29 protein-coding genes, 2 pseudogenes and 1 riboswitch are annotated in these 20645 nt (G+C 35.4%); of the genes and pseudogenes, 15 read left to right on the top strand and 16 right to left on the bottom strand.

All coding sequences use genetic code 11. The annotated features are described in order from the left end of the window. Nucleotides 1–5: 5 nt before the first annotated feature. Both AC1Q59_RS03095 and AC1Q59_RS03090 read left to right on the top strand, forming a co-directional pair. The gene (locus AC1Q59_RS03095) at nt 6–356 is read left to right on the top strand and encodes a GIY-YIG nuclease family protein (protein ID WP_492364300.1); all 351 of its coding nucleotides are present in this window, start codon (nt 6–8) and stop codon (nt 354–356) included. Between the two features lie 21 nt (nt 357–377). Beyond that, nucleotides 378–1685, top strand: coding sequence for a condensation domain-containing protein (locus tag AC1Q59_RS03090; RefSeq protein WP_492364299.1), 1308 nt, complete (start codon nt 378–380; stop codon nt 1683–1685). Nucleotides 1686–1870: 185 nt separating this feature from the next. Here AC1Q59_RS03090 and AC1Q59_RS03085 read toward each other — a convergent pair whose 3' ends face one another. Together AC1Q59_RS03085 and AC1Q59_RS03080 are read right to left on the bottom strand one after the other, a co-directional pair. Further along, nucleotides 1871–2083 carry a hypothetical protein gene (locus tag AC1Q59_RS03085; protein ID WP_492364298.1) on the bottom strand — a complete coding sequence of 71 codons (213 nt, stop codon included), beginning with the start codon at nt 2081–2083 and terminating at the stop codon, nt 1871–1873. A gap of 222 nt (nt 2084–2305) precedes the next feature. Continuing rightward, nucleotides 2306–2671, bottom strand: a complete 366-nt coding sequence (locus AC1Q59_RS03080; RefSeq protein ID WP_492364297.1) for a VOC family protein — start codon at nt 2669–2671, stop codon at nt 2306–2308. Between the two features lie 87 nt (nt 2672–2758). Between AC1Q59_RS03080 and AC1Q59_RS03075 the strand changes: the two are divergent. Further along, nucleotides 2759–3052: pseudogene (locus tag AC1Q59_RS03075) on the top strand (DUF188 domain-containing protein); the annotation flags it as partial. Between the two features lie 151 nt (nt 3053–3203). Here AC1Q59_RS03075 and AC1Q59_RS03070 read toward each other — a convergent pair. Continuing rightward, nucleotides 3204–3365: a DUF3934 domain-containing protein gene (locus AC1Q59_RS03070; protein ID WP_492364296.1), complete on the bottom strand. Its 162-nt coding sequence runs from the start codon at nt 3363–3365 to the stop codon at nt 3204–3206. A 132-nt stretch (nt 3366–3497) separates the two neighbouring features. Between AC1Q59_RS03070 and AC1Q59_RS03065 the strand changes: the two genes are divergently transcribed. The 7 genes from AC1Q59_RS03065 (at nt 3498) to AC1Q59_RS03035 (ending at nt 7733) form a co-directional block, all read left to right on the top strand. Next, nucleotides 3498–3632 (top strand): hypothetical protein, encoded by a 135-nt coding sequence (locus AC1Q59_RS03065; RefSeq protein WP_492364295.1) that lies wholly within the window; start codon nt 3498–3500, stop codon nt 3630–3632. A 79-nt stretch (nt 3633–3711) separates the two neighbouring features. Then, nucleotides 3712–4005, top strand: coding sequence for a hypothetical protein (locus AC1Q59_RS03060; protein WP_492364294.1), 294 nt, complete (start codon nt 3712–3714; stop codon nt 4003–4005). A 79-nt stretch (nt 4006–4084) separates the two neighbouring features. Next, entirely contained in the window at nt 4085–4372 is a 288-nt protein-coding gene (locus tag AC1Q59_RS03055; RefSeq protein ID WP_492364293.1) for a hypothetical protein, read from the top strand. Nucleotides 4373–4498: 126 nt separating this feature from the next. After that, nucleotides 4499–4717, top strand: a complete 219-nt coding sequence (locus tag AC1Q59_RS03050) for a helix-turn-helix transcriptional regulator (RefSeq protein ID WP_492364292.1) — start codon at nt 4499–4501, stop codon at nt 4715–4717. Then, the gene (locus tag AC1Q59_RS03045; protein WP_492364291.1) at nt 4714–5070 is read left to right on the top strand and encodes a hypothetical protein; all 357 of its coding nucleotides are present in this window, start codon (nt 4714–4716) and stop codon (nt 5068–5070) included. The genes AC1Q59_RS03050 and AC1Q59_RS03045 overlap by 4 nt, the downstream gene beginning before the upstream one ends. 12 nt (nt 5071–5082) lie before the next feature. Then, nucleotides 5083–5361 carry a DUF3784 domain-containing protein gene (locus AC1Q59_RS03040; protein WP_492364290.1) on the top strand — a complete coding sequence of 93 codons (279 nt, stop codon included), beginning with the start codon at nt 5083–5085 and terminating at the stop codon, nt 5359–5361. A 923-nt stretch (nt 5362–6284) separates the two neighbouring features. Then, nucleotides 6285–7733, top strand: a complete 1449-nt coding sequence (locus tag AC1Q59_RS03035) for a GGDEF domain-containing protein (protein ID WP_492364289.1) — start codon at nt 6285–6287, stop codon at nt 7731–7733. Nucleotides 7734–8558: 825 nt separating this feature from the next. Here AC1Q59_RS03035 and AC1Q59_RS03030 read toward each other — a convergent pair. Further along, on the bottom strand, nt 8559–9230 hold the full coding sequence (locus AC1Q59_RS03030; RefSeq protein WP_492364288.1) for a potassium channel family protein: 672 nt from the start codon (nt 9228–9230) through the stop codon (nt 8559–8561). A 23-nt stretch (nt 9231–9253) separates the two neighbouring features. Then, nucleotides 9254–10591: a TrkH family potassium uptake protein gene (locus AC1Q59_RS03025; RefSeq protein WP_492364331.1), complete on the bottom strand. Its 1338-nt coding sequence runs from the start codon at nt 10589–10591 to the stop codon at nt 9254–9256. 197 nt (nt 10592–10788) lie between these two features. Continuing rightward, nucleotides 10789–10925: riboswitch (cyclic di-AMP (ydaO/yuaA leader) on the bottom strand. A 380-nt stretch (nt 10926–11305) separates the two neighbouring features. Here AC1Q59_RS03025 and AC1Q59_RS03020 point away from each other — a divergent pair. Together AC1Q59_RS03020 and AC1Q59_RS03015 are read left to right on the top strand one after the other, a co-directional pair. Further along, nucleotides 11306–11506 (top strand): hypothetical protein, encoded by a 201-nt coding sequence (locus tag AC1Q59_RS03020; protein ID WP_492364287.1) that lies wholly within the window; start codon nt 11306–11308, stop codon nt 11504–11506. Nucleotides 11507–11915: 409 nt separating this feature from the next. Then, nucleotides 11916–12182, top strand: coding sequence for a hypothetical protein (locus AC1Q59_RS03015; RefSeq protein ID WP_492364286.1), 267 nt, complete (start codon nt 11916–11918; stop codon nt 12180–12182). A gap of 84 nt (nt 12183–12266) precedes the next feature. Here AC1Q59_RS03015 and AC1Q59_RS03010 read toward each other — a convergent pair whose 3' ends face one another. From AC1Q59_RS03010 to AC1Q59_RS02990, 5 genes are all read right to left on the bottom strand, one after another. Next, the gene (locus AC1Q59_RS03010) at nt 12267–12686 is read right to left on the bottom strand and encodes a hypothetical protein (RefSeq protein WP_492364285.1); all 420 of its coding nucleotides are present in this window, start codon (nt 12684–12686) and stop codon (nt 12267–12269) included. Nucleotides 12687–12903: 217 nt separating this feature from the next. Beyond that, nucleotides 12904–13275, bottom strand: coding sequence for a hypothetical protein (locus AC1Q59_RS03005; protein WP_492364284.1), 372 nt, complete (start codon nt 13273–13275; stop codon nt 12904–12906). A gap of 70 nt (nt 13276–13345) precedes the next feature. Further along, entirely contained in the window at nt 13346–13534 is a 189-nt protein-coding gene (locus AC1Q59_RS03000; RefSeq protein ID WP_492364283.1) for a hypothetical protein, read from the bottom strand. 70 nt (nt 13535–13604) lie between these two features. After that, nucleotides 13605–13949: an avidin-fold protein gene (locus AC1Q59_RS02995; protein WP_492364282.1), complete on the bottom strand. Its 345-nt coding sequence runs from the start codon at nt 13947–13949 to the stop codon at nt 13605–13607. 294 nt (nt 13950–14243) lie between these two features. After that, nucleotides 14244–14795 carry a DUF3231 family protein gene (locus tag AC1Q59_RS02990; protein ID WP_492364281.1) on the bottom strand — a complete coding sequence of 184 codons (552 nt, stop codon included), beginning with the start codon at nt 14793–14795 and terminating at the stop codon, nt 14244–14246. Nucleotides 14796–14925: 130 nt separating this feature from the next. Here AC1Q59_RS02990 and AC1Q59_RS02985 point away from each other — a divergent pair, with 130 nt between their 5' ends. Continuing rightward, nucleotides 14926–15414: a pyridoxamine 5'-phosphate oxidase family protein gene (locus AC1Q59_RS02985; protein WP_492364280.1), complete on the top strand. Its 489-nt coding sequence runs from the start codon at nt 14926–14928 to the stop codon at nt 15412–15414. 112 nt (nt 15415–15526) lie between these two features. Here AC1Q59_RS02985 and AC1Q59_RS02980 read toward each other — a convergent pair whose 3' ends face one another. After that, nucleotides 15527–16423, bottom strand: a complete 897-nt coding sequence (locus AC1Q59_RS02980; protein ID WP_492364279.1) for a hypothetical protein — start codon at nt 16421–16423, stop codon at nt 15527–15529. 361 nt (nt 16424–16784) lie between these two features. On the opposite strand from AC1Q59_RS02980, the gene AC1Q59_RS02975 reads away from it, so the two are divergent. Further along, entirely contained in the window at nt 16785–17081 is a 297-nt protein-coding gene (locus AC1Q59_RS02975) for a hypothetical protein (RefSeq protein ID WP_492364278.1), read from the top strand. Nucleotides 17082–17327: 246 nt separating this feature from the next. Beyond that, the gene (locus AC1Q59_RS02970) at nt 17328–17441 is read left to right on the top strand and encodes a putative holin-like toxin (protein WP_492364277.1); all 114 of its coding nucleotides are present in this window, start codon (nt 17328–17330) and stop codon (nt 17439–17441) included. Nucleotides 17442–17697: 256 nt separating this feature from the next. On the opposite strand, the gene AC1Q59_RS02965 is transcribed toward AC1Q59_RS02970, so the two are convergent. From AC1Q59_RS02965 to AC1Q59_RS02945, 5 genes and pseudogenes are all read right to left on the bottom strand, one after another. Next, nucleotides 17698–18615, bottom strand: a complete 918-nt coding sequence (locus AC1Q59_RS02965) for a hypothetical protein (RefSeq protein WP_492364276.1) — start codon at nt 18613–18615, stop codon at nt 17698–17700. Nucleotides 18616–18668: 53 nt separating this feature from the next. After that, the gene (locus AC1Q59_RS02960; protein WP_492364275.1) at nt 18669–19016 is read right to left on the bottom strand and encodes a DUF2178 domain-containing protein; all 348 of its coding nucleotides are present in this window, start codon (nt 19014–19016) and stop codon (nt 18669–18671) included. Further along, complete coding sequence (locus tag AC1Q59_RS02955; protein WP_492364330.1) at nt 19006–19251, bottom strand: helix-turn-helix transcriptional regulator; 246 nt, start codon at nt 19249–19251, stop codon at nt 19006–19008. The genes AC1Q59_RS02960 and AC1Q59_RS02955 overlap by 11 nt, the downstream gene beginning before the upstream one ends. Nucleotides 19252–19770: 519 nt before the next feature. Beyond that, nucleotides 19771–19917 (bottom strand): annotated as a pseudogene (locus tag AC1Q59_RS02950) (amidohydrolase family protein); the annotation flags it as partial. 50 nt (nt 19918–19967) lie between these two features. Further along, complete coding sequence (locus AC1Q59_RS02945; RefSeq protein WP_492364274.1) at nt 19968–20588, bottom strand: NAD(P)-dependent oxidoreductase; 621 nt, start codon at nt 20586–20588, stop codon at nt 19968–19970. Nucleotides 20589–20645: the final 57 nt, after the last annotated feature.

The following is a 20645-nucleotide window of genomic DNA, read 5'->3' as shown; positions in this document are numbered from 1 at the left end:
AAAACATGGATCGCAAAAAAGAACTGAAACAACAATTTAAGGAAACATCTGTTGAAGCAGGCGTTTATCAGATTAAGAATACGATTAACAATAAAATACTGGTTGGAAGCACGAAAAACTTTAAAACTCTAAACGGAATAAAGTTCATGCTCGAAACGAATGGATATACAACTAACAAAGAACTGCAAAAGGAATGGGACCAGTACGGAAAAGATGCTTTCATGATTGACATACTAGAAAAAATGGAAAAGAAGGATGACCCTTATTTTAACGAAAAAGAGGCACTGCTTGCTCTTGAAGAAAAATGGCTAGAAAAGTTACAACCATTTGGAGAACGTGGTTATAACGAAGAATAGTCTTAAAAAGGAGACAAATTTGTGGAACAAAGAAAGTATTCAGTAACACCTCAAGATAGAATGAATTATTTATTGGGTCTTTTTTCTGCAGATCAACAAATTAATGCAGTTCTTTATTTTCCTGTAGGTATATCAGAGGAAATCCTTGAACAATCAGTTAGGATAACGTTACAATTGCAGCCAGTTTTGAACAGCCGTTTTGTTGAAAATGATATACCTTACTGGGAGGAATATTCACCTAGTACTAACTATCCTATTTGCCTTTTTGCAGAAGGAAATGATCAAGAAATTGAAATGATGGCAAAAGATTTTATTCAAGAATCTGGAGATCGTATTCAGGGGCCAATGGTTCAAACAAAATTATTACGAGGCACTACAATAGATATCTTAGTTGTGAAATTGTCCCATCTATGTTCAGATGGTGCGGGAGTCAAGGAATATATCCAATTGCTGGGAACTATTTATACTCAACTATCATTGGGCCAATCTAAAGAACAAATTATCAAGGAATATAGTGAGGGCAAAGAGAGTTTTCGTGATCAATCACTTATATTCAAATATACTGGCATAACAGACATAAAAAGTGCGTATCGCCCTAGCCAAGAACAACAGGCATCATTATGGTCTTTTCCATCACAGCCGAACAAAAATGCATACCCACAAATGTCCGTACGGCGGATAAGCCATGAGCAGACTCAACGTCTAATCCAATGGACAAAAGCACAACAGGCTACCTTGAATGATGTAATCATGGCTGCTTATTTCCGAGCTTTATCACGTTTCGCTGTGTATGCGGAACCTCGCACTGAAGAAAAAATGATTGGTATAACAATTGATTTACGTCGATATCTTCCAAAATCTGCAACAGGGGCTATTTGTAACTTATCAGCTATGGAAATGCCCGTGATTAAAGTGGATGATGAGGAAACATTTAATCAGACTCTGGTTCGAGTCAAACAATCAATGGATAAAATAAAGTCTCAAAATCCGGGTCTTTCTTCGGCTGCAGGAATGGAGCTTCTGGCAGGAATGAATCTATCTGCAGTGAAGGAAATGTACAAGCAGCAATACGAACAGGCTTTACAGATGGGTATGGCGTTGCCGTTACTGACAAATTTCGGTGTGATCGCAGAGGAACCAATTCGGTTTGGTGAAATTGAAGCAGAAGAAGGGTATATGACATCACCCATTATGTATGCACCATTCTTTACAATGGGGGCTAGTTCTTATAATGGAAGACTCACATTGACCATTGGATATCATACACCAGATACTTCAAAAGAAAAAGTAGAGCAATTTTTAAATCATGTTGTTAATGAACTGCTATAGGTGTTGATGGTGCAGCTATCTTAACAGTGTTTAGTCGATTCCTTAATCTAAGGCATCGATTTTTTGTAATTAAGACAATTTAAGCGTGACTGTCATAAGTCTTTGCTTCACAAACCTGCTTCATTTGGTGCGAATAGCTCCGCAAGAAAAGCGTTAGTACTTATTTGATCAACGCATCTAATAGTTCAATAAAAGTCAATGAAAAAAGGATAATTAAATTCCGATCTATATTGAATAATAACTTCCATTTTTTTATTTTCATTTCTTTGTGAACTTAATACATTTTTATCTTTTATAGTTCCTTCATACCAAAATTGCCCATTATTATTTCTTCTTATCAATCCGCCCTTTAGCACAATAGAAGTTGCCGAATCGACACCTCCTTGTTCCGCTCTCACACTCTTTAGTACTAAGCTGCCATCAGTAATCCTCTAGGAAAAGGTTTCTTTTTAATGAAAGAAATTATTATTCTTGCACCATAAAATAAAAAATAATATAACGGTAACAAAAGATAGTAAGATCCCAAATAAAATTAAAATCATAATCCTCCTATTCTAAGTTATCTATTGAAAAATTGCTCCTGTTCGTTTCATAAACCACTTGTATATATATTGAATTCCTTATTTCTGATAATTAAGTAACCAGCCGATACCAAATTTATCAATTAGGTTCGCATGAATCGCTCCCCAAAATGTCTGTTGCAATTCAAAAGTAATATTGCCATCTTGTCTAAGCGAGTCGTAAACCCTTCTAATTTCTTCCTCACTTTCACATTGTAAAGTGATTCGAACGTTGTCGCCTTGATTTACTTTGCTGAATATATCTGAAAAGTGTATGATACTTTCTCCAAGATGAAGTTCAGCGTGTAAACACTTATCATTATCGTTTTTTTGAATATTAGTAATTTCTCCTCCCAATAAATTTTTGTAATACTCCATTACTTGGAGGCAGTTTTCTATAAACACATAGGGATTTGCACTTTTCAAATTAAACCCTCCCAAAATTTGTTATAATTAATTTTAACACTTTTAATAATAACTCAAACTTTCTTATGAGGAGAGTTAAACATGAAAATTTATGTTGATGCAGATGCTGCTGATTATCGGATTATGAAGTTAGCAGAAAAAGGGGATATCATCGTTACGCAAGATTATGGTCTTGCTTCGCTAGGTTTAGCAAAAGGGTGTGTGGTCCTTCACCATAATGGGTATAGCTACACAAATGAAGACATTGATCAATTATTACAATCACGTTATTTGAGTGCGATGGCTTGAAAAAGCGGAAAGCGAACAAAGGGGCCAAAACCATTTACATCAGAAGATAGGGAGAAATTTAAGGAGCATTTTAAAAGAGTGATTTCACATTAAAAATGAACCGTTCGTTTTTAAGAAAAACCGAAAATTTATTAGGCTAATCTGCTGCAGCAAAAGAAAAAAGCGAACTCCTTAAAAGGGGAGCTCGCACAGGTTGTGTAATTAAATAAATTGTATTTGTTCAGCAATTGCTATAGTAGTAACATTAGCTTTTGCTCGTGGGGTCATTTTCAACATCCGCTTTTTTTGTCCCTTTACTTATATAAGGTTTTGCACTCTTTTTTCTGTTTGCACTAGCTTGCCACCGATTCCAACCCTTCTTGTCTGTTCCTCTTCCTGTTCCACCTTTTCCTTTAGCTTTACTCATAAAGTCACCCCATTATTATTCTAGGTTGATTACCTATCTGGTTAGTTGTAGTTATTTTACTCTATTATAAAGAAAATAAATAGCACATTACCCCAATGAAAGTGCCAGACTTTTTCAGAGGAGAGTGAGATTGTGAAAGACAAAGAGATAATAGACGTTTTTGAACGGTCAGAAATAAATTTACTTGTAGAGCTGCGAATGGGAAATGGTTTCCATGAAAAGGAGTATGAAAAGTTAGTTAAGGCACTCACCGTCTGTCCGTATTAAGAAAGCTGCCGAAAATACCAAAAAGCTGATTCAAAAATGTACGAAAGATAAGGGTGAAATAGAACCCGAAAAATCTAGAGTGATAGACAGTTTAATTGAGAAAATCAACGAAAACGGAAATTTTTTTGAAAAACTTCAAAATGGCAAAGGAATGGATGAACAGCAATTTGAAAAAATCTATCATGAATTAGACGAGATTATCGGTGAGATTTACTCGTGGGAGGAAGTACCAAAAGTTTTAGTAAATATTTTAATTGATCTTCGTGAATTAGATTTGTTTGTCGGTCAATATCAAGATGAGTTCAAACAGCATGAGGAGGCAAACAAAATTTATGATGCGTATGAACGTATTTTCACTTTAATTTTTGGTTGAACCAGTTGAAATAATATAAAAATTGGCAAAGCTGTGCCATGCCATTAAAGACAAAAATAAAAATATATGGAGGTTAGTAATGTTATTTATGATATTTGGGGTTATTGCAATAGTAGCGACTTTTATAAATCTTTATATGTATAAAGCAGGAAAGGATTATAAGCCTGCTATGGCGATGGGATTATCATTTACAGCATTAACACTTTGTGCAGAATACAGTCTTGTATCGGTGTGGGTAGAAGTGGAAGATTGGGCAGCTTTAATGGATGTAGTACCTGGTATGGAAAGGGCATTATGGTTTTTGACCATTGTTTCTATCTTACTAAATATAGCGCCTGTACTTTTAGAACGAAAAGGTAAAAAATAGGTGCTGTCTTTACTTGAAATGTAATATATATTTGACTATTGTAACTTATATGTTACTCTTAATAGAGAGAGGAAGTTTTTCCTAATCAAGAAAATATACTAGGTTTAGAGCATTGGGGGAATCTTCATGAAGGATATTATCGTTAAAAATTCTGTTAAGTTGAATCGTGTAGGACAAGGGAAACTTACCCAAGGGGAATTAGCGAAAAAGGTCGGTGTCACAAGACAGACCATGAATCTAATTGAAGCCCAAAAATATAATCCGACCATTAAAGTATGTCTACTGATTGCATCAGCATTAAATATATCTATCGAAAAGTTATTTTGGATGGAGGATGAAACATGAAAAGTTTATTCACCTATTTGCCAATAGTCTGTCTTTTAATAATACTTTTTGGTATGGAAGGTTCGGGTACAAAGTTGTTTTTAATAGCCATTGCTACGATTTTGATTGCTCTCGCAAAGTATGTTAGAAGTAAAAGGAAAGTTGAGGATATAGAATTTGATGACCGAGTAAATGCCAATATTACAAAATGGTCATTGCGTATAGTTTACATTATGAATTCGGTACTTTTCCTATTATTAGTTTTTGAGACTAAAGGAATCTTAGATATAAGTAATCATTTCATTTTAATCTATCTTGTCCTATCTCTTTTCATCCCATTTTATGTAACACCGTCTATCCTGAAAAAATTCTAAGGAGGAATAATTATGGATGTTAACTTGATATTTTTTGGAGTTGTGTTTCTTGCATTAGGCTTCCTTGTTGGTGTAAAAAAACAAACTTGGCTGCTTTCAGGCTTTAATGAGAAAAGAGTTAAAGATAAAAAGAAGTTGGCAAATTTAGTCGGTGGAACGGGGGCTTTGCTTGGAGGGGGTTTAATTCTTGGAGGCATTTTCTCTATATTTCCAGCCGAATATTTAATGTATTTTGCATTAGCGGTAATGGTAGGTCTTGTTGTTTATGTAAATGCTAAATTTGTTGAATAGATTTTACTACACTGTTTAAAGAAAGAGATTCTTATTATTGGCGAACTTCTCGAACTAACAGGGGCGTTTCTACAATGTGGAAATGCCTTTTATTATAGGACTGTTGGCAGCTAGTAAATCAATTCTATAATATATATGATAATTTCCAAAAAAGTGTAAAGGATATATCTGATAAAGAAGAAATCCATTTTGATTAAGTTTCAAAATGGATTTCTTTGATGTGCCGTAAGTGCAGGTTCATATGAAACTTTTGTTCAAAGTAAAGCTATACCTTGTTTGGAAGATGCTACTATTAAGATCCAGGTTTTTTATTCATTTGGCGCCCGCTCTTTTTTTGGCTTTGTGAAGATGAGTTCCCAATTTGAAACTCACTCCCCAATTCAATATCATTTTTTTTATCCTGTTTCTCTATTTGTGCTCTTGTTTGATTTTTGTTTTGCCTTCCTTGATGTGTCACTATGTATTTCATCTCCTTTCAATATGACTATCTTTAGCATGCTCAAGTATCAGGAAAGTACAAATGAATATTAGAATTTACTTTCAAAAAATGTCATTAATTACTTTATAAAATTTACAGTGCAAATATACTGCGCATTTCAAATAACATCTATTTGATCTAACTTTGTGAAAGAATGTACCAAAATTAACGGGGCTTTCGTGTTATATAAGGTTAACCAGTTTTTGCTGTTGGCCTTTTTTATATAGGTCCTATTATATCAGTGGCCAGGGTAGGACGTACGGGTGCGTGAGGCATTAGTTCAATAAGCAACGGTAGAAGAATGATAAGAATCTTTAAGCGAATAAGAGCTAAAAAGGACTTGCACTTAAATTTATTAAATAAAAGGACCTATTTTATTAACTCACAGTGTATAATATTTTTGGCTATATCAAACTATTTTAAATTTAATAGAGGAATTAAAAAAATGGAATTATTTTCAATTAAAAATATCGATGACCAAAAAGATTTTATTGCGTACTCAAATGGGTTATTTTTTGAGCGACTTAAATTGGTTTCTTTTATGCTCATTTTTACATATCCCGGGTTCCTTTTTGCTGACTTAATCCTATTAAATAAAGTTACAGTCCAGGAATATAGATGGGTTCTTGCCTCTATTCACCTTACAGGATTTTTGCTGTCAATTATTTTTCTTCTCATTTATTATTTTAACAAGAGTGCGCCAAAAGGCTTCATCATCCATAACTATACCGTTTTATTTCTATTTATTGGTGCGACGGCTTCTATTAACAGCCAGTTATTAAATGGCAATATTTATGCGTATATCATTATTTTACTTGGGGTTTCTGTTATTTTCCCTATTCAGCCTGGTAAGCTTTTGATCTATTTCTGCAGTAATCACATTTATTTTTTAATTGGATTATTCTTTATGCACCCTGACAATTTCTCGCTGATTACAAAAATGATCAATTCAACCGGGGCTGCCGTAATTTCTTACACAATTGCATTTATGTTCTATAGGCTGCGTAAAAGGGACTTTGATAATAGATGCAAGTTAAGAAAAAATGCTGAAAGTTTTCGAAGATTATTTCATATGAACCCATACCCATTGATTCTTACAAACCTGCAAAATGATGAAATTTTGCTTATCAATCATCAGGCAATTGACTATTATCATTTGCACAATCAGGACATGACGGAAATCGATGGGAAATTTTTATTCGCAAATCCTAATGAAAAGCAGACTATTTTAAAAATGCTGGACGAGCATCAAAGTATCAAAAATTTTGAACTGGAGTATCAAGTAAGCACCGATCTAAAAAAATGGGCCATGTTAAGCCTGGAATTGGTCGAGTATTTGGATCAGCCATGCATTCTAATTGGGGTTACGGATATTACTAACCTAAAGATAAAGGAAGAAGAACTGCTGAAACATGCCTCTTTCGATGAGCTAACAAGTGTGATGAACAGACGGAGTGGAATGGACTTGATGGAAAAGAAAATTCACGGGCCATATCAACAAGAATTCATTGTTTGTTATATTGATATAAACGGGTTAAAAACCGTCAATGACAACTTTGGTCACTCGGTTGGAGATGATCTCATCAAGACAAGCTGCGATGTCATCAACCGTAATATCGAACCCGCTGATGTGCTATTCCGATTGGGTGGTGACGAATTTATCATCATATTCTTCGGAAAAACCAAAGAAAAAGTGGAAGAGATATGGGAGAATATTAAACGAGATTTTCGTATGTTCAATTTGTCAGGGCAAAAGCCTTATAACCTTTCAGCTAGCCACGGATTTTCCTATTATAAGCCAGGTACACATACCACTGTGGAGGAAATCCTAGATGAGGCAGATCAAACTATGTACGAAGAAAAAGTCTCAAGGCAGGGGATAACGTCTAGTTAAACTCAGCGGTTTTGCTATTTCAAGATGGAAAATAGGACACAGAGTTTGCTTCATTAAATCACTATTTAAATGGACACATGAAGAAGCTATATTCAGAACAGTCTGACTGTGACGCTAAAAGGGCTAAGATTAGGTAAAAGAATCCCAAAATTCCTAAGTAAACTAGAGATTGTACATCTTAGAGAAGCTTGCCGTACACCACTTAATCTGAATCGAGATGCGCATATGAAGCTTATCTTTTTGTTATCGGGCCAGATTTGTTATGGGATTCACTATGCCTCAAAAGTAGGTTTTTACTTATTCAATAAAAGGGCGCAATTCTTGAGGGATTGATGCTCTTTTTGTATTTTAGGGCCATTTAATGGGGGAAGAATATTAAGAAAAATTGAATGCTTAGGGTTCATAATGTTTAAATTGAAAGTTTTGGAAGGAACTGTCCAAGAGGAATAAGAATAACAATAATCGAAATGATAAAGAAGAAATCCATTTGGATCAAACTTTTTTCAAAATGGATCCTTTGGATTTGCCGTAAGTTCTGGTTCATATGAAAATTTTTTCAATATAATAAAGCTATATCTTATTCGGAAAATGCAACTATTAGGATCCAGATTTTTTATTCATTTGGCTCCCACTCTTTTGAAGTTTCCAAATATAGAGAATCTAATGTACGCAGCAAGTCTTTCGGAAAATCGCACTGTCAATATTTATAGGACCCTGATCTCCCTTCCCTATTGAATAGTCGGGAGATCATATTAAATTACTTATTTTTCAGTGCTAATAAATGAACCCTCCAAATAAGTTCAATAGTTATTGAGTGAGTTTATCTTAAGCTTCTCCTTGCTTTCCTAGCTTTGAGAATTTGTAAAGATCTTCCCTGTGTCCTATCATTACTAGCAAGTCTCCTTTATGAATAATTTGGTCAGGAGAAGGAGAAATGATAATTTCACCACCTCTAACGATTGCAATGACACTCACATTATATTTAGCACGAATGTCTAGATCTCGCAAGGACTTTCCTGCCATTCTCGATGGTATGACACTTTCCTCTATGTTATATTCCTTTGATAGTTCAATATAATTCAGCATATTGGGTGACAGAAGCTGATTGGCAACTCTTTCCCCCATATCTCTTTCAGGATAGATAATCCAATCTGCGCCAATGTGCTCTAAAACCTGTCCATGACGCTTATCTAAAGCTTTTGCGATAATTTTGTTTATGCCTAGGTTTTTCAAAAGCATGACAGTTAAGATGCTTGCTTGCATATCATTTCCAATTGCTACGATGACACAATCAAAATTGCCAATTCCAATTGAAGTGAGTGCCCTTTCTTCTGTGCTGTCGGCTACGACTGCATGGGTAACAAATAATTCTGCGTCCTCTACTCGTTCTTCGCTCACATCAATTCCTAGGACTTCCTGCCCTGCTTCATGTAATCTTCGGGCAATACTAGAGCCAAATCTTCCTAAACCAATTACTGCATACTGTTGAATAGCCATTTATATTCCTCCTAGCTATTGTATTAACCAATCATGATATTTCCTTTTGGGTGGCGGAAAGATTCTTTTTTGCGTCTTTTCGCAAGGGCAAATCCTAGGGTTACCGGACCTAACCTGCCGATAAACATGGCAAAAATAATTAATAAACGGCCGAACGGAGAAAGCTCTGGGGTTAATCCCATTGATAGGCCTGCTGTACCAAATGCTGAAGCTGATTCAAACAGATACATGATAAAAGGGAATCCCTTTTCTGTGATGCTCAGCAAAAAGGTTACGGTGGTAACAATCAGAACACCGCTTGTGGCAACCGTGAGTGCTTTTAAAATCGTTTCCATTTCTATTCTGCGTTTGTATAGAACCACATCTTCTTTTCCTTTAAATTGGCACCAAACAGTTGTAATTAAAACAGAAAAGGTAGAAATTTTTATTCCTCCTGCTGTCGAGCCAGAGCCGCCCCCAATAAACATAAGAAAAATAGTCAGGAATAGTGTAGAATGAGTTAAATCGGCAATCGATAATGTGTTGGAGCCAGCCGTCCTAGGGGTAACCCCATGAAACCAGGCTCCTAAACCTTTGCCAGTAAGCGATAATGAGCCTAATGTTTTGTCATTTCCAAATTCAAATAGAAAAATTAAAATCGTTGCACTAGCTGTTAAAAAAAGAGTGGTTATCAATACAACTTTTGTATGAACAGAAAGCCTCTTAGTTTTACGGTATTCATAAAGCTCATTCAGCACAATAAAACCTAGTCCTCCCAATATAATTAGCGTGGAAACCGTTAATACAACAGTAGGATCATCAACATAGGGAGTAAGGCTCCGAAATTCTCCCATTAAATCAAACCCAGCATTGTTGAAATTGGAAATGGCATGAAAGAAACCAAAATAGAGAGCTGTTCCGATGGGCATATCATAAGCAAACCGAATAGATAATATGGTTCCGCCAACAATCTCAATTACGGCAGTGAATAGTAAAATTCGTTTAACCAATTTTACCATCCCAGCAAGAGAGATTTGGTTAAATGCCTCTTTCAGCAGCAGTCGTTCTTTTAAAGAGATTTTTTTACCTAACAGCATAAATAAAAAGGTCCCAAATGTCATAAAACCCAATCCACCAATTTGGATAAGCGATAAAATCACAAGCTCGCCAAACATGGAGAAGGTATCGCCAGTATCAACAACAACCAGACCTGTCACACATGTAGCAGATGTAGCAGTAAATAAAGCATCTAACAACAAAAGTCCTTTTCCGTCTTCTGTGGCGATTGGAAGTGTCAATAAGAATGTCCCAATAAAAATGATAATGGCAAAGCCTAACACAAGTATTTTTGGAGGATCAAGACTTTCTCTTAGCTTTTTCATCATCGTTTTCTCCTTGCTGACAGGTCAAAAATAGGTTCACACGCTATTTTTTCCTGTGGTGCAGTTTAATATTTATCACGGTATTGTATTCCCTTTAAGCTTTTTTATTTTAGAGCATATTAAAAAGACCATTATAGAACAGGTTGCAATTTTGAGTCTGAGACAACAAAAAAGCCCCCTGAATAAGGTGGTCTTTTGACCTCCTTCGCTTTAGCCGACGAAGTTAGCTGACGGGTAGGATGGCGAAAGAGTCTCATCCCTTCTGCATCTGCAGAATTAACCCCAAAATAATGGGTCCTCCGTTCTCAATATAGAGATTAGGCCGTTATTAAATTTGTAATTTATGGAGTTTATTTTACGCCTGTGCTGCTTTCTTTGTAAAATCCTGATAAAATCCAAATTAGTTCAAAATAAACCATTTAACTTCGTAATGGTGAATTTAGATGGAGAAAGTTCTTCCAGAAGCTATAATTCTTTATTTTTCTAAGGATATTAAGCTCTTATGAAATTTTTTAATTATGTATTGACAGAGTGTACGTGGGAGATTAGAATAACGTTCATAAATCCCCAGTAAGTAAAAGAAACTTGGTGAATCGAATTTTATCGGTTATTGACATTCAAATATCCATCTATTTTTTGATTAATAGATTGCATACTAAGAAGCAAATAACCCCTTAGTACAATAACAAATTAATTTAGAAAAGGGTGACGAATATGGGGAAAACTACTCATAGATATGTAGTTAATGCTGTCGGTAAAGGTGGACAGATATACTTAACCCAATGTCAGAATAAATATGAACTAAAGCAATGGCTAGCTGATCATAAAGAAGAGCTAGTTTTGGACGAGCTGCAAGTAAATGATATGAAGAAGCATCCAATTTCAAGGATACTTTCTTATATAAAATACAATTAAAGTCAAGGAGAATATTATCTCTTTGGCTTTTTGTCTGTGATATTAATTTTGAATCATTAATTGATCTGAGTTTTTGAAAAATTGAACTTAAACAATCGGGCGCTTCCTTAAATAAGAATAAGCGCTCATTTTTATTTAAGGGCCATATTCTTAAATAAACAGGTTAGATTGTATACCGAATAGATGTGAAAAGATACACTTAATCTAACAAATAATAAGTTTAATAAATGAAAATTAAAACGGTTATGAGTTTTGTCCATTTTGGGATAGATTTTTATATTAAGTGATGGAAAATTTGGACGATATAAAAAGATGAAAATAGATAGGGGATGTACATTATTATTAAAAATACAGGAACTCTCTCAAAAAGAAGGAAGTACATACCCGGATGGGGGTGGGGGGTGCACCAGTGTTGAAATCTTCTTGGAGCCCAAGTCATGCAACCAATTTAAAGACATTGGAAAAGGAACTTGGATTTGAAAACGATGGTAGAACATTTGGGGTAACTGGTCGTTCGGAGGCTGTACATGTAATTGGGCAAAGCCCTTCTTCTGAGGAAGAAGTAGAGCTTTTATTTTATATGTGGATAGATACTGCTATTTTTCAATCATACCGGATTCCAGTTGTAGCATACTCGACACATTGTGGGGCTGTCGCGTGGTTGGAGTTAGTCTAAGTAAATAAAAAATAGCTGTTTGAAAATCCTTATGTGAATCATTGCCTTTCTGCTTTTTTAATATAAACTTTTAAATTGCTAGATTTATTTATTTAATTCCTTATATAAAACATATTTTAAAGCAGAAATTTCATCTTCAGACAGTTTACCTTCAATTTCGGATAATACTTCATCCTTACTAATTGAACCGTTTTGTACTTGTTCCTGAATTTCAAGTAAACGATTAACGCCCACTTTCTTTATTAACACACGTGTCGCTTCTTCTTTAGTTTGGAAGGGAAGAGTATCCGGATTTGTAGTTGCTGCCTCGCTTACAATTTCTTGAACCTTCGAATCGTTCTCGATATAGGATTTTACTTCTTCTAGATTTTCGTCATCTAAAGTAGATTCCACTTTTTCGATTATTTTTTCGGAAGCGATATTTGTCCCAAAATGCCACACAGCATAGCCAGCAGCTCCTAGTAAAACAAGAATTATTGCGGTAATTGTTAAAAACTTTTTCATCAACTCACTCCTGACACTTTCAATATAGCACAATTTCTCAAAAAGCACTCATTAATAAGTCCACTTTTTTATCTCCCCATATCTCTATGTCCTTCATTTTATTAAGGAATTCGATTGTTTTCTAAATGTCTTCATAAATCGCTCCTCCCTTGCAGGAAAGGGCAGCTGAATCTTAGTTTAACGCACCCGTAAGTTGAATAATTAATATTTACTACTCTTAAATTTTCTTCCTCAAAAATTCATCAACTAACAAAAATATTAATGCGGCTATTATTGTTACTGCAACAAGAATTAAATGCTCAAAAAAGAAAGATAGAATTAATCCAAAAATTAGACCAAAGATAATATGAATAAAGAATGCCTTTTTATATCTTTGCTTGCCGTTTAAATTCTTAGTTAGATAATCAGATATGGCGGATACTGGTAATCCAATAAGAAGTATAAATGGAGATGCACCAACAAGAAGAACACCAAGGGCAGCAAAGAAATTATAATTATCAAAGCCCTCCATTATTGCAAAAACAAGGTTAAGAAATAATCCAGTTAAGAGGGTAGTTAAAACAAAACCCAAAAATTTTCTTAGAATCATTAAGCCCTCCCCATTTTAGAAATCTATTCTATATATTCTTGATCATGTTTAAGGGGAATGTTTCACAAATTCATTTTAATAAATTTAAAATCAGTATCAGAAGAATAGAGATTGAAAAGAAACCAACCATAAAGTAACCAAAATATTTTAAGGCTTTTGGTAGCTTCTTCAAGTCTGCATTAGCAAGGTTTGAAACATTTCCTTCAATCTTGTTCATATGGTCTATTGCATCATTGAAAGGCTTTTTATCCTCATCCATCCTCAATTTCTCCTTTATAATATATATTCGTTATTTCATAAAATTTTCCTTCACTAACCTGGTCCAATAGTTATATACTGATTTCCTCAATAATTGAATTTCCCTCGGTAGCTTCAGAGTCAAGCCATTTCCAACTTTCATATAACCTAATTCGCCCATCTGGTAAGATTTTAGGAGTAGAAATACATTGTCCACCTCTAATTTCATTTTTGTTGTTAACGTGGTTATATCTAAACTCTAAGCAACCGTCTTCCTTTATTACTCCAACCAATGTACCTTTTACAATTTCCCCTCCACTATATGTTGCTGAGATGATATGCCCCTCTTGTTTGTAATAAAAAATAGTTTTTGAAGAAACTTCACCGTTATCTGTATTTTCAATTGCAACAAAGCTACGACCATTATAATTTATCACTTTTCTCTTCCCCTTTGTCCTATGCTTTTCTGAAAATTATACCATCTTTTCTTGAACTAAACTGCCCAATAGTTAAATAGTATTTTCCGTTTCAATTTCGAGAATTGAGTCAATAATCCCTATTAATATAAGATTTTTAAAGGGAGAGATTATTATTTTATAATTAAAGACATAGGAAACGTATGAATCAGATAAGCGAATAGGGGGGGTAAACTCACGTTAAAAAAAGAATTCTTATGCGTAAAAATAAAAAAAAGCCATTCTTGATTAAGTAGAACGACTTTTTTGCTTGACTTATTCATTCTCTGGTAGTCCAGGTGGGAGGTAGAAAGGCGGATTCTTTATCCAACCTTTATTCCGCATTAACATTTTTAAGGTAGCACCAAACGCAACATGTTCCGCTTGAAATTCGAGGAACATTAAGCTAACATCATTTCGAATCGATTCCGCTTGACTTGTTGCACACTTTACAGATGCACCGGCAACTTTTATGGAAACACTATTTACAATTTCATTATCTGTTAATTTTACACCAAGGGGAACATCATTTGGATTTGAGTCTGGTTTTGGTTCAGGTGCAGGAGGTAATGGAACGCCCTCATGTAACAAAAATTCTTTTAAACGTTTCACCTGACCATTACACATCTTAATAGCATCATTTAGCATAGTGATTACGTCACTATCAGTTGTCATATTTAATCCCTGTTGTTCAAAAGAAATAGAACTCTCTAAGGAAGCGAGATACGTCCAACATGCCATTACTTCTCCAACATGCAATGGTGTTTTAGGCTCATTGTCTATAAACGATTTTAAAACACTTGTGGCAGATTCAAACACATTACCCATTTTTAATACACCTCCATTAAATAAGGTTTCCATTTTATTTTCATTTTATTAGAGCAAATTTAGTGATCCACTATATCTGAATAAAAGATGGTATAGGGGGTAGTATATAACCTAAAAAGAGGTGAAAGAAATGTCAAACATGATGAAACAAGATAAAATTGAAACTTTAAGAGACTTAATTAAAGATATTGACACTGCCATGTTGACTACGGCGACTGAAGAAGGGCTTGTTTCTCGTCCCATGAAAACACAAGAAGTAGAGTTTGATGGCGACTTATGGTTTTTTACTAAAAAAGAGACGAATAAATATGATGAAATATTACATAATCAAGATGTTAATGTAGCGTACGCAGGTAAGTCCTATGTTTCCGTCCGTGGAAGAGCGGAAATAGTTGAAGATTTAAACAAGAAAAAGGAATTATGGAGTAAAATGTACGAGAAAATTATGCAAACTTCATATGACGATCCCAATGTTATCTTGATAAAGGTAAATGTGGAAGCAGCCGAATATTGGGAGGGCGGAAATTACATAAAGAAGATGGTCTATTACTACAAACGCATGACAGGACAAAGTTCTGAAACGATAGACATTAATGAAACGTTGGAGTTGAATAATTAACAAAAAAATAAAACGGTTGTTTGTCCACCTTTACTTAAACACCCTGTGGAACAAACAACCGTTTACAACGTCCACAATCATGAAAGACTTATATAATATTTGAAAATAGCAGCTAAAATGCACTGTTAAAAAGAAAGGCATGAGTGGGCCCATTCCCCTCTGAGAACCCTACAACCTGCCCAAGGTCATTAATTGCTGTTGCTTGACTAGAAGTATTCCCTTGGAGAATACCCAGGTTAATAGTTTTATTTCCATCCCAAAGGGTTGCTCTTGCTTCTCCAGTAGCCAGTGTTGAATTCCCAACAATCTGGCCAAGGTTATTAATATCACTTGCGAAACCAAATGCACCGCCAAGAGTACCGATGTCTCTCATTGAACCATTTTCCCAAAAAAATGCTCGCAGATTCGAATCCCCTACGACTTGACCGAGGTCATTAATTCCTTGTGCCCCACTAGAATTTGTATCTGCACCAAGAGCCCCGAGATCTGAAATCACTCCGTTTTCCCAAAGGAATGCATGGCTATTTACAGCAACGCCACTAAAAACTCCAACAATCTGTCCTAAGTTATTAATATCACGAACGTCAAGTGTACCGAGATTTACCATTGAACCATTCTCCCAAAGGAATGCTGCACCTTGTCCATTTGATATTGCTGATATTCCAATGACCTGTCCATGATCATTTATCCTTAAGGCACGACTAAATGTTCCACCCAAAGTCCCGATGTCTCTCATTGAACCGTTTTCCCAAAGAAAAGCATGGGTTTGCCCATTTTCCAGTTGTGTTTCACCAACGACTTGTCCAAGGTTATTAATACCAAATGCTTGACTAAAATTGCCCCCAAGAGTCCCAAGGTCCATCATTTCACCATTCTCCCAGAGGAAAGCTCGCGATTGCCCACTTTCCAGTTCGGATGTCCCAACAATTTGCCCAAGGTTATTTATACCAAATGCAAAGCTGTTTTGGCCACCAAGAGTCCCGATGTCTAATAATTTCCTAATTCCCATTTGAATCTCCTTTCTCAAATTTGATATAACAGCCTATTAATCAGTTACTAAAAGATTAATTGAGACTTTATAATTTATGAGAAACAAGCAGATTATGTATAGACAAACATAATTAGAAGGTAAGATTATACATGTCAAAATGATGGGGGAGAGGTCCATTAAATTCCAATTATTGATTTGTTTTTTGTTTTCATTCAAATATTCAGTCTCTCACTAGTTAGAAAAATTAGCTGCCGATAAGACAACTTTATCTTGAACCAACATATTGAGAGTAAAACTGCTTCATCTGGGCAGTATATGTTTGAAATGGTGTGCTTTCATCATTAGTATATTCCCCATTAATAAATAAGGAAGTGAACAGATGGATCAGAGTAACGAAGAACGCAATAACTTTGGTGAAAATGTAGAAGAAGGTGACAACAATCAAGCTGGCAGTGATGCTAATCAAGATGCGAGTGACTTTGGTGAAGCTACAGGAACTCTTAATGATGCCGTTGCAGGTGCTATGATAGGTGCTCCATTTGGACTAATTGGTGCTGTAATAGGCGGTGTTTCAGGCGGTGCTATCGGTAACCAGATCGTAGAGGGGGCTGAAGTCGATGACGAAACGGCTTCCAAAAATCATGATGAGAGCCATAATAACTCTATAAATGAGTAGTAGGTATTTTAATATGTATTTGTGTTAATCTCACCAAAAAAAAGGACAGTCAACAAGACAGTCTTTTTTTTCTATAGCCCCCGTTCTTTGGGAGATATGAAACTTACCAGCAAAGTTTACCTAGGGTAACAGAACTTATGTTCTTGTTTTTGTGGATAAAAGTAGAAATATATGTTAATATTTAACTAGCAACTACATAAAGCGGATGGGCGGTTGGCACTCCCTTATGAAAGGGGGTGTGTAAATATGGTGACCTACGAAGCAATGAATATGCTAATGCAGTTTGGTATTTTTCTAGCGACGGCTTTGGCAGCGATCGTAGCAATGATTGCGCTCGTCACCAATAGAAAAAAGAAGTAAACCGCCCCATTCCGGCCAGATTAGGGCAGTTTACTTCTTTTAATCCTTATCATAATTCATGGCTAGCCGCTATCATTGCGGCGTGTAGTTGCATAGGCTGAGCATTCCTCTGCTCAGCTTTTCTTATTATATACTCAATTATATGTTAAAATACCTAAATTTGCAATTATTACCTCCTAAGTTCGTCAAACGTTATAGAGAAAAAACGAAGAAATAAAGTAATAAATTATAGGAGTGGTACTTCAATATGAGTTGCTTAAAGAGGACTGGCGAAAAGAGAAACTGCTTGCTTAGGAACCTTGGTGTAGCATTTCTTCCCTGAATCTGATAGTTTGTTTTTAATTAAGTTTTTGAGTTCTTCTGTACTTTTCCTTTGCTCCGTTGAGCCATGCCTTGACTGCCTCTTAGTAATTTCCTTGTATGAAATCTGATTAGTATTACCCCATTTCTTCCAGGGAATTTTATCGTATTTATGGTGCTGGTAATATTTCCATGGATGGATACTCCCCGGCGCATAATTATACGTGCCCATGTTTACCGGATCGTTAACCATCTGACCCGTCTCAGCATGATAGACAACTTCAAAGCGACCATCTGATGATATAAACTTCACATTATAAGCAGCATCATATTCGCTTGATTCATACCGGTGATATCTGGCACTGAATATCTGCCACTTGCCACATGCCACTAGTTCAATCATTTCTTCTAATTGTTCAGGTGCCTCACCATATTGATTCAGTTCATTGCGAAAATAATGAATCTCTCCCGTGATAGAAGGGAGTTGTTTAACATGTTGATCAAATGTCTCAAGAAACAGATCAAAATGCTTAAGCCCATTCAGAACCTTTTGATTTTCCGCCAAATCATGCATCATCTGTGTTAGGATTGCGTGTGAGGCAATGGCATTGGATGTATCAAATAGATACCACTTTCTATAATCAGAGCGAATTTGATCATACTGCTCTGATAGCTCAGAAAAGTAGGCCTCCGATAAAAAATCGGCCTTGATCGCTACAGGCACAATCGGATAGACAAAGTCTTTCTCTAGTCGATGGAACCCGTTTATCGACACTAAAAACAGGGTGAAAAGAATGATTAAAACCGTTTTTGGCGGCCGACTTTTGATTATTGTCCTAATTATTTGCCCACCTCTTTTCCCAATTTCAATCATTCCTTGCCAATTTTTTTCCGTATGTCCTGCACTAATGGAATTTTATTCTTTAGTTAAAAAAAGTCCATTTTATATCGAAAAGCTAGATAGATTCCTGAAGCGAGGAATGCAAGAGAATATTTAAATAAGAAGAAAACTTGCCACATATATTCTTTCGGGAAAATCATGTCGCACAGAATGACTACCCATAACACAATGAGGGCACTTTTTAAAGATATTTGCGTTGTTCTTTCGTCAGCTTTACCCATTTTTTTGTGAAATACGTATGTTACAATCCCCCCGAATAAAAGCAATACAAATCCGCTGCAAATGAGCAAATTCCAATTTCCCTGAGTTTGTTCAGCCCAGGACTTTAAAGGGTGAAAAATTGCGTTAGAGATATCTGTGAAGTTAATTTTCATTTTGATCATTTCCTTTCACATAAGTAAAAATATCGTTTACATCAGCATTAAAAAATTCGGCAATTCGAAAAGCTAACAGCAGAGTCGGAACATAATTTCCTTTTTCCATTACGAAGATGGTTTGTTTGGAAACCCCGACTTTTTCCGCTAATTCTTGCTGAGACATTCTGGCAAGTACACGATATTCATAAACCTTATTTGATATCGAATCACCAAAATCTTTCTTCACGACCATCACCTCTTGAATCAAATTATAAACTCATCTTTTATAAAAGTAAAGTAAACTTATATAAATGGGTTAAATACCTTTATTTTTGATTATATTATTTTGATTTAACAGGCAATTAAACTGTCTGAGGTACAGGCGCAAGATCAGGTGGAGGGTGCAACCGAATTTTATGGTCAAGAAATCAGGAAACATTCGGGAAGCATTCAGAACTTATATCAGGGATGGTCTACAATGTGTTATAAGGTTTTCAGAGGGATGTATTAAATGAAAATAGTGTCATTAACCAAGAGATATCTCCCTGGTGGGGGAGTGCGTACAAAAGGAAGAGATCCCATTTTAAAGAAGGATAATATACTATCTATCTAACCTCTGGCTGATTCTAGGGGAGCATACTCCAATAGAGGTTTCCTTTTAAAGGAAAAAAAGTCCAATACCTCTGCTTTTTACCGAGGAATTAGACTTAATTTCTTACTTGAAATACCATTTTAATGCATTTGTGTACAAAATTTTATCAGCAGCTTTTTCAGATACAATCGCTCCACCTAATACATTCAAATTAGCCGTTTCATTCTGATAATCTTCTACAACATAGCTGGGAGGTAAATAGCCTTGGTTTTCGATAATTGGAAAATTAAAATCAATAATATGAAAATGTGCATCAAAAATTCTCATTCATGTCACCCACTTTTCTTTAACTTGGTAAACACTGTAAGAGTTTATGATTAGTAGGCAATACCTACTCGCATTTTTATATAATCGCTATTTTTTATTTGGCTAAATGCAAATTCAGCAGTATCAGGCACTGAGATTTTAATACCACCCTCAGGCAAAAAGTTACTTTCTATTCGATATTTACCTAATCTTTCCCCATCCGGTAGGTAGGTGGGACAGACAATCGTCCATTCGAGGTCTGATTGGTTAAGCATATCGTAGACTTTATGATGCTCTTCGGCTGCACGTACTGATTTGCGCTTTGATTCACTTGACTGATATCGTAATAAATTGGGGCTAATCCTGCTTTGCAGGATCCCAGCAGTTCCTATAGTAATAATTCGTTGTATACCTTCATTTTCCATTGCTTCGATAATAAATGGCATACTTTCTGATAGAGCAGTTGCCCCGTCAGTATTGAGTGCACTAATAACGACATCCATTCCTTGCATTGCACGTCCGATATCCTCTTTATTTAAAACATTTCCTTGAATGATCGTTAAATTTTCATGATTTAATTGGATTTTTTCTGGAGTGCGAACTAGTACAGATACATCATGTCTGTCATCAAGGGCATGAGTAACTAATTGACTTCCAACTCGTCCAGTTCCTCCTAAAATTAAAATATTCAAGAACAAACCTCCTTTTACGAATCCGAACATTACACTATTCTATAAAAGCTATTATAT

Source organism: Cytobacillus sp. MT66 (assembly GCF_058792595.1).
The sequence above is the reverse complement of the archived record's forward strand: the minus strand, read 5'-3'. Positions and strand labels throughout refer to the sequence as shown.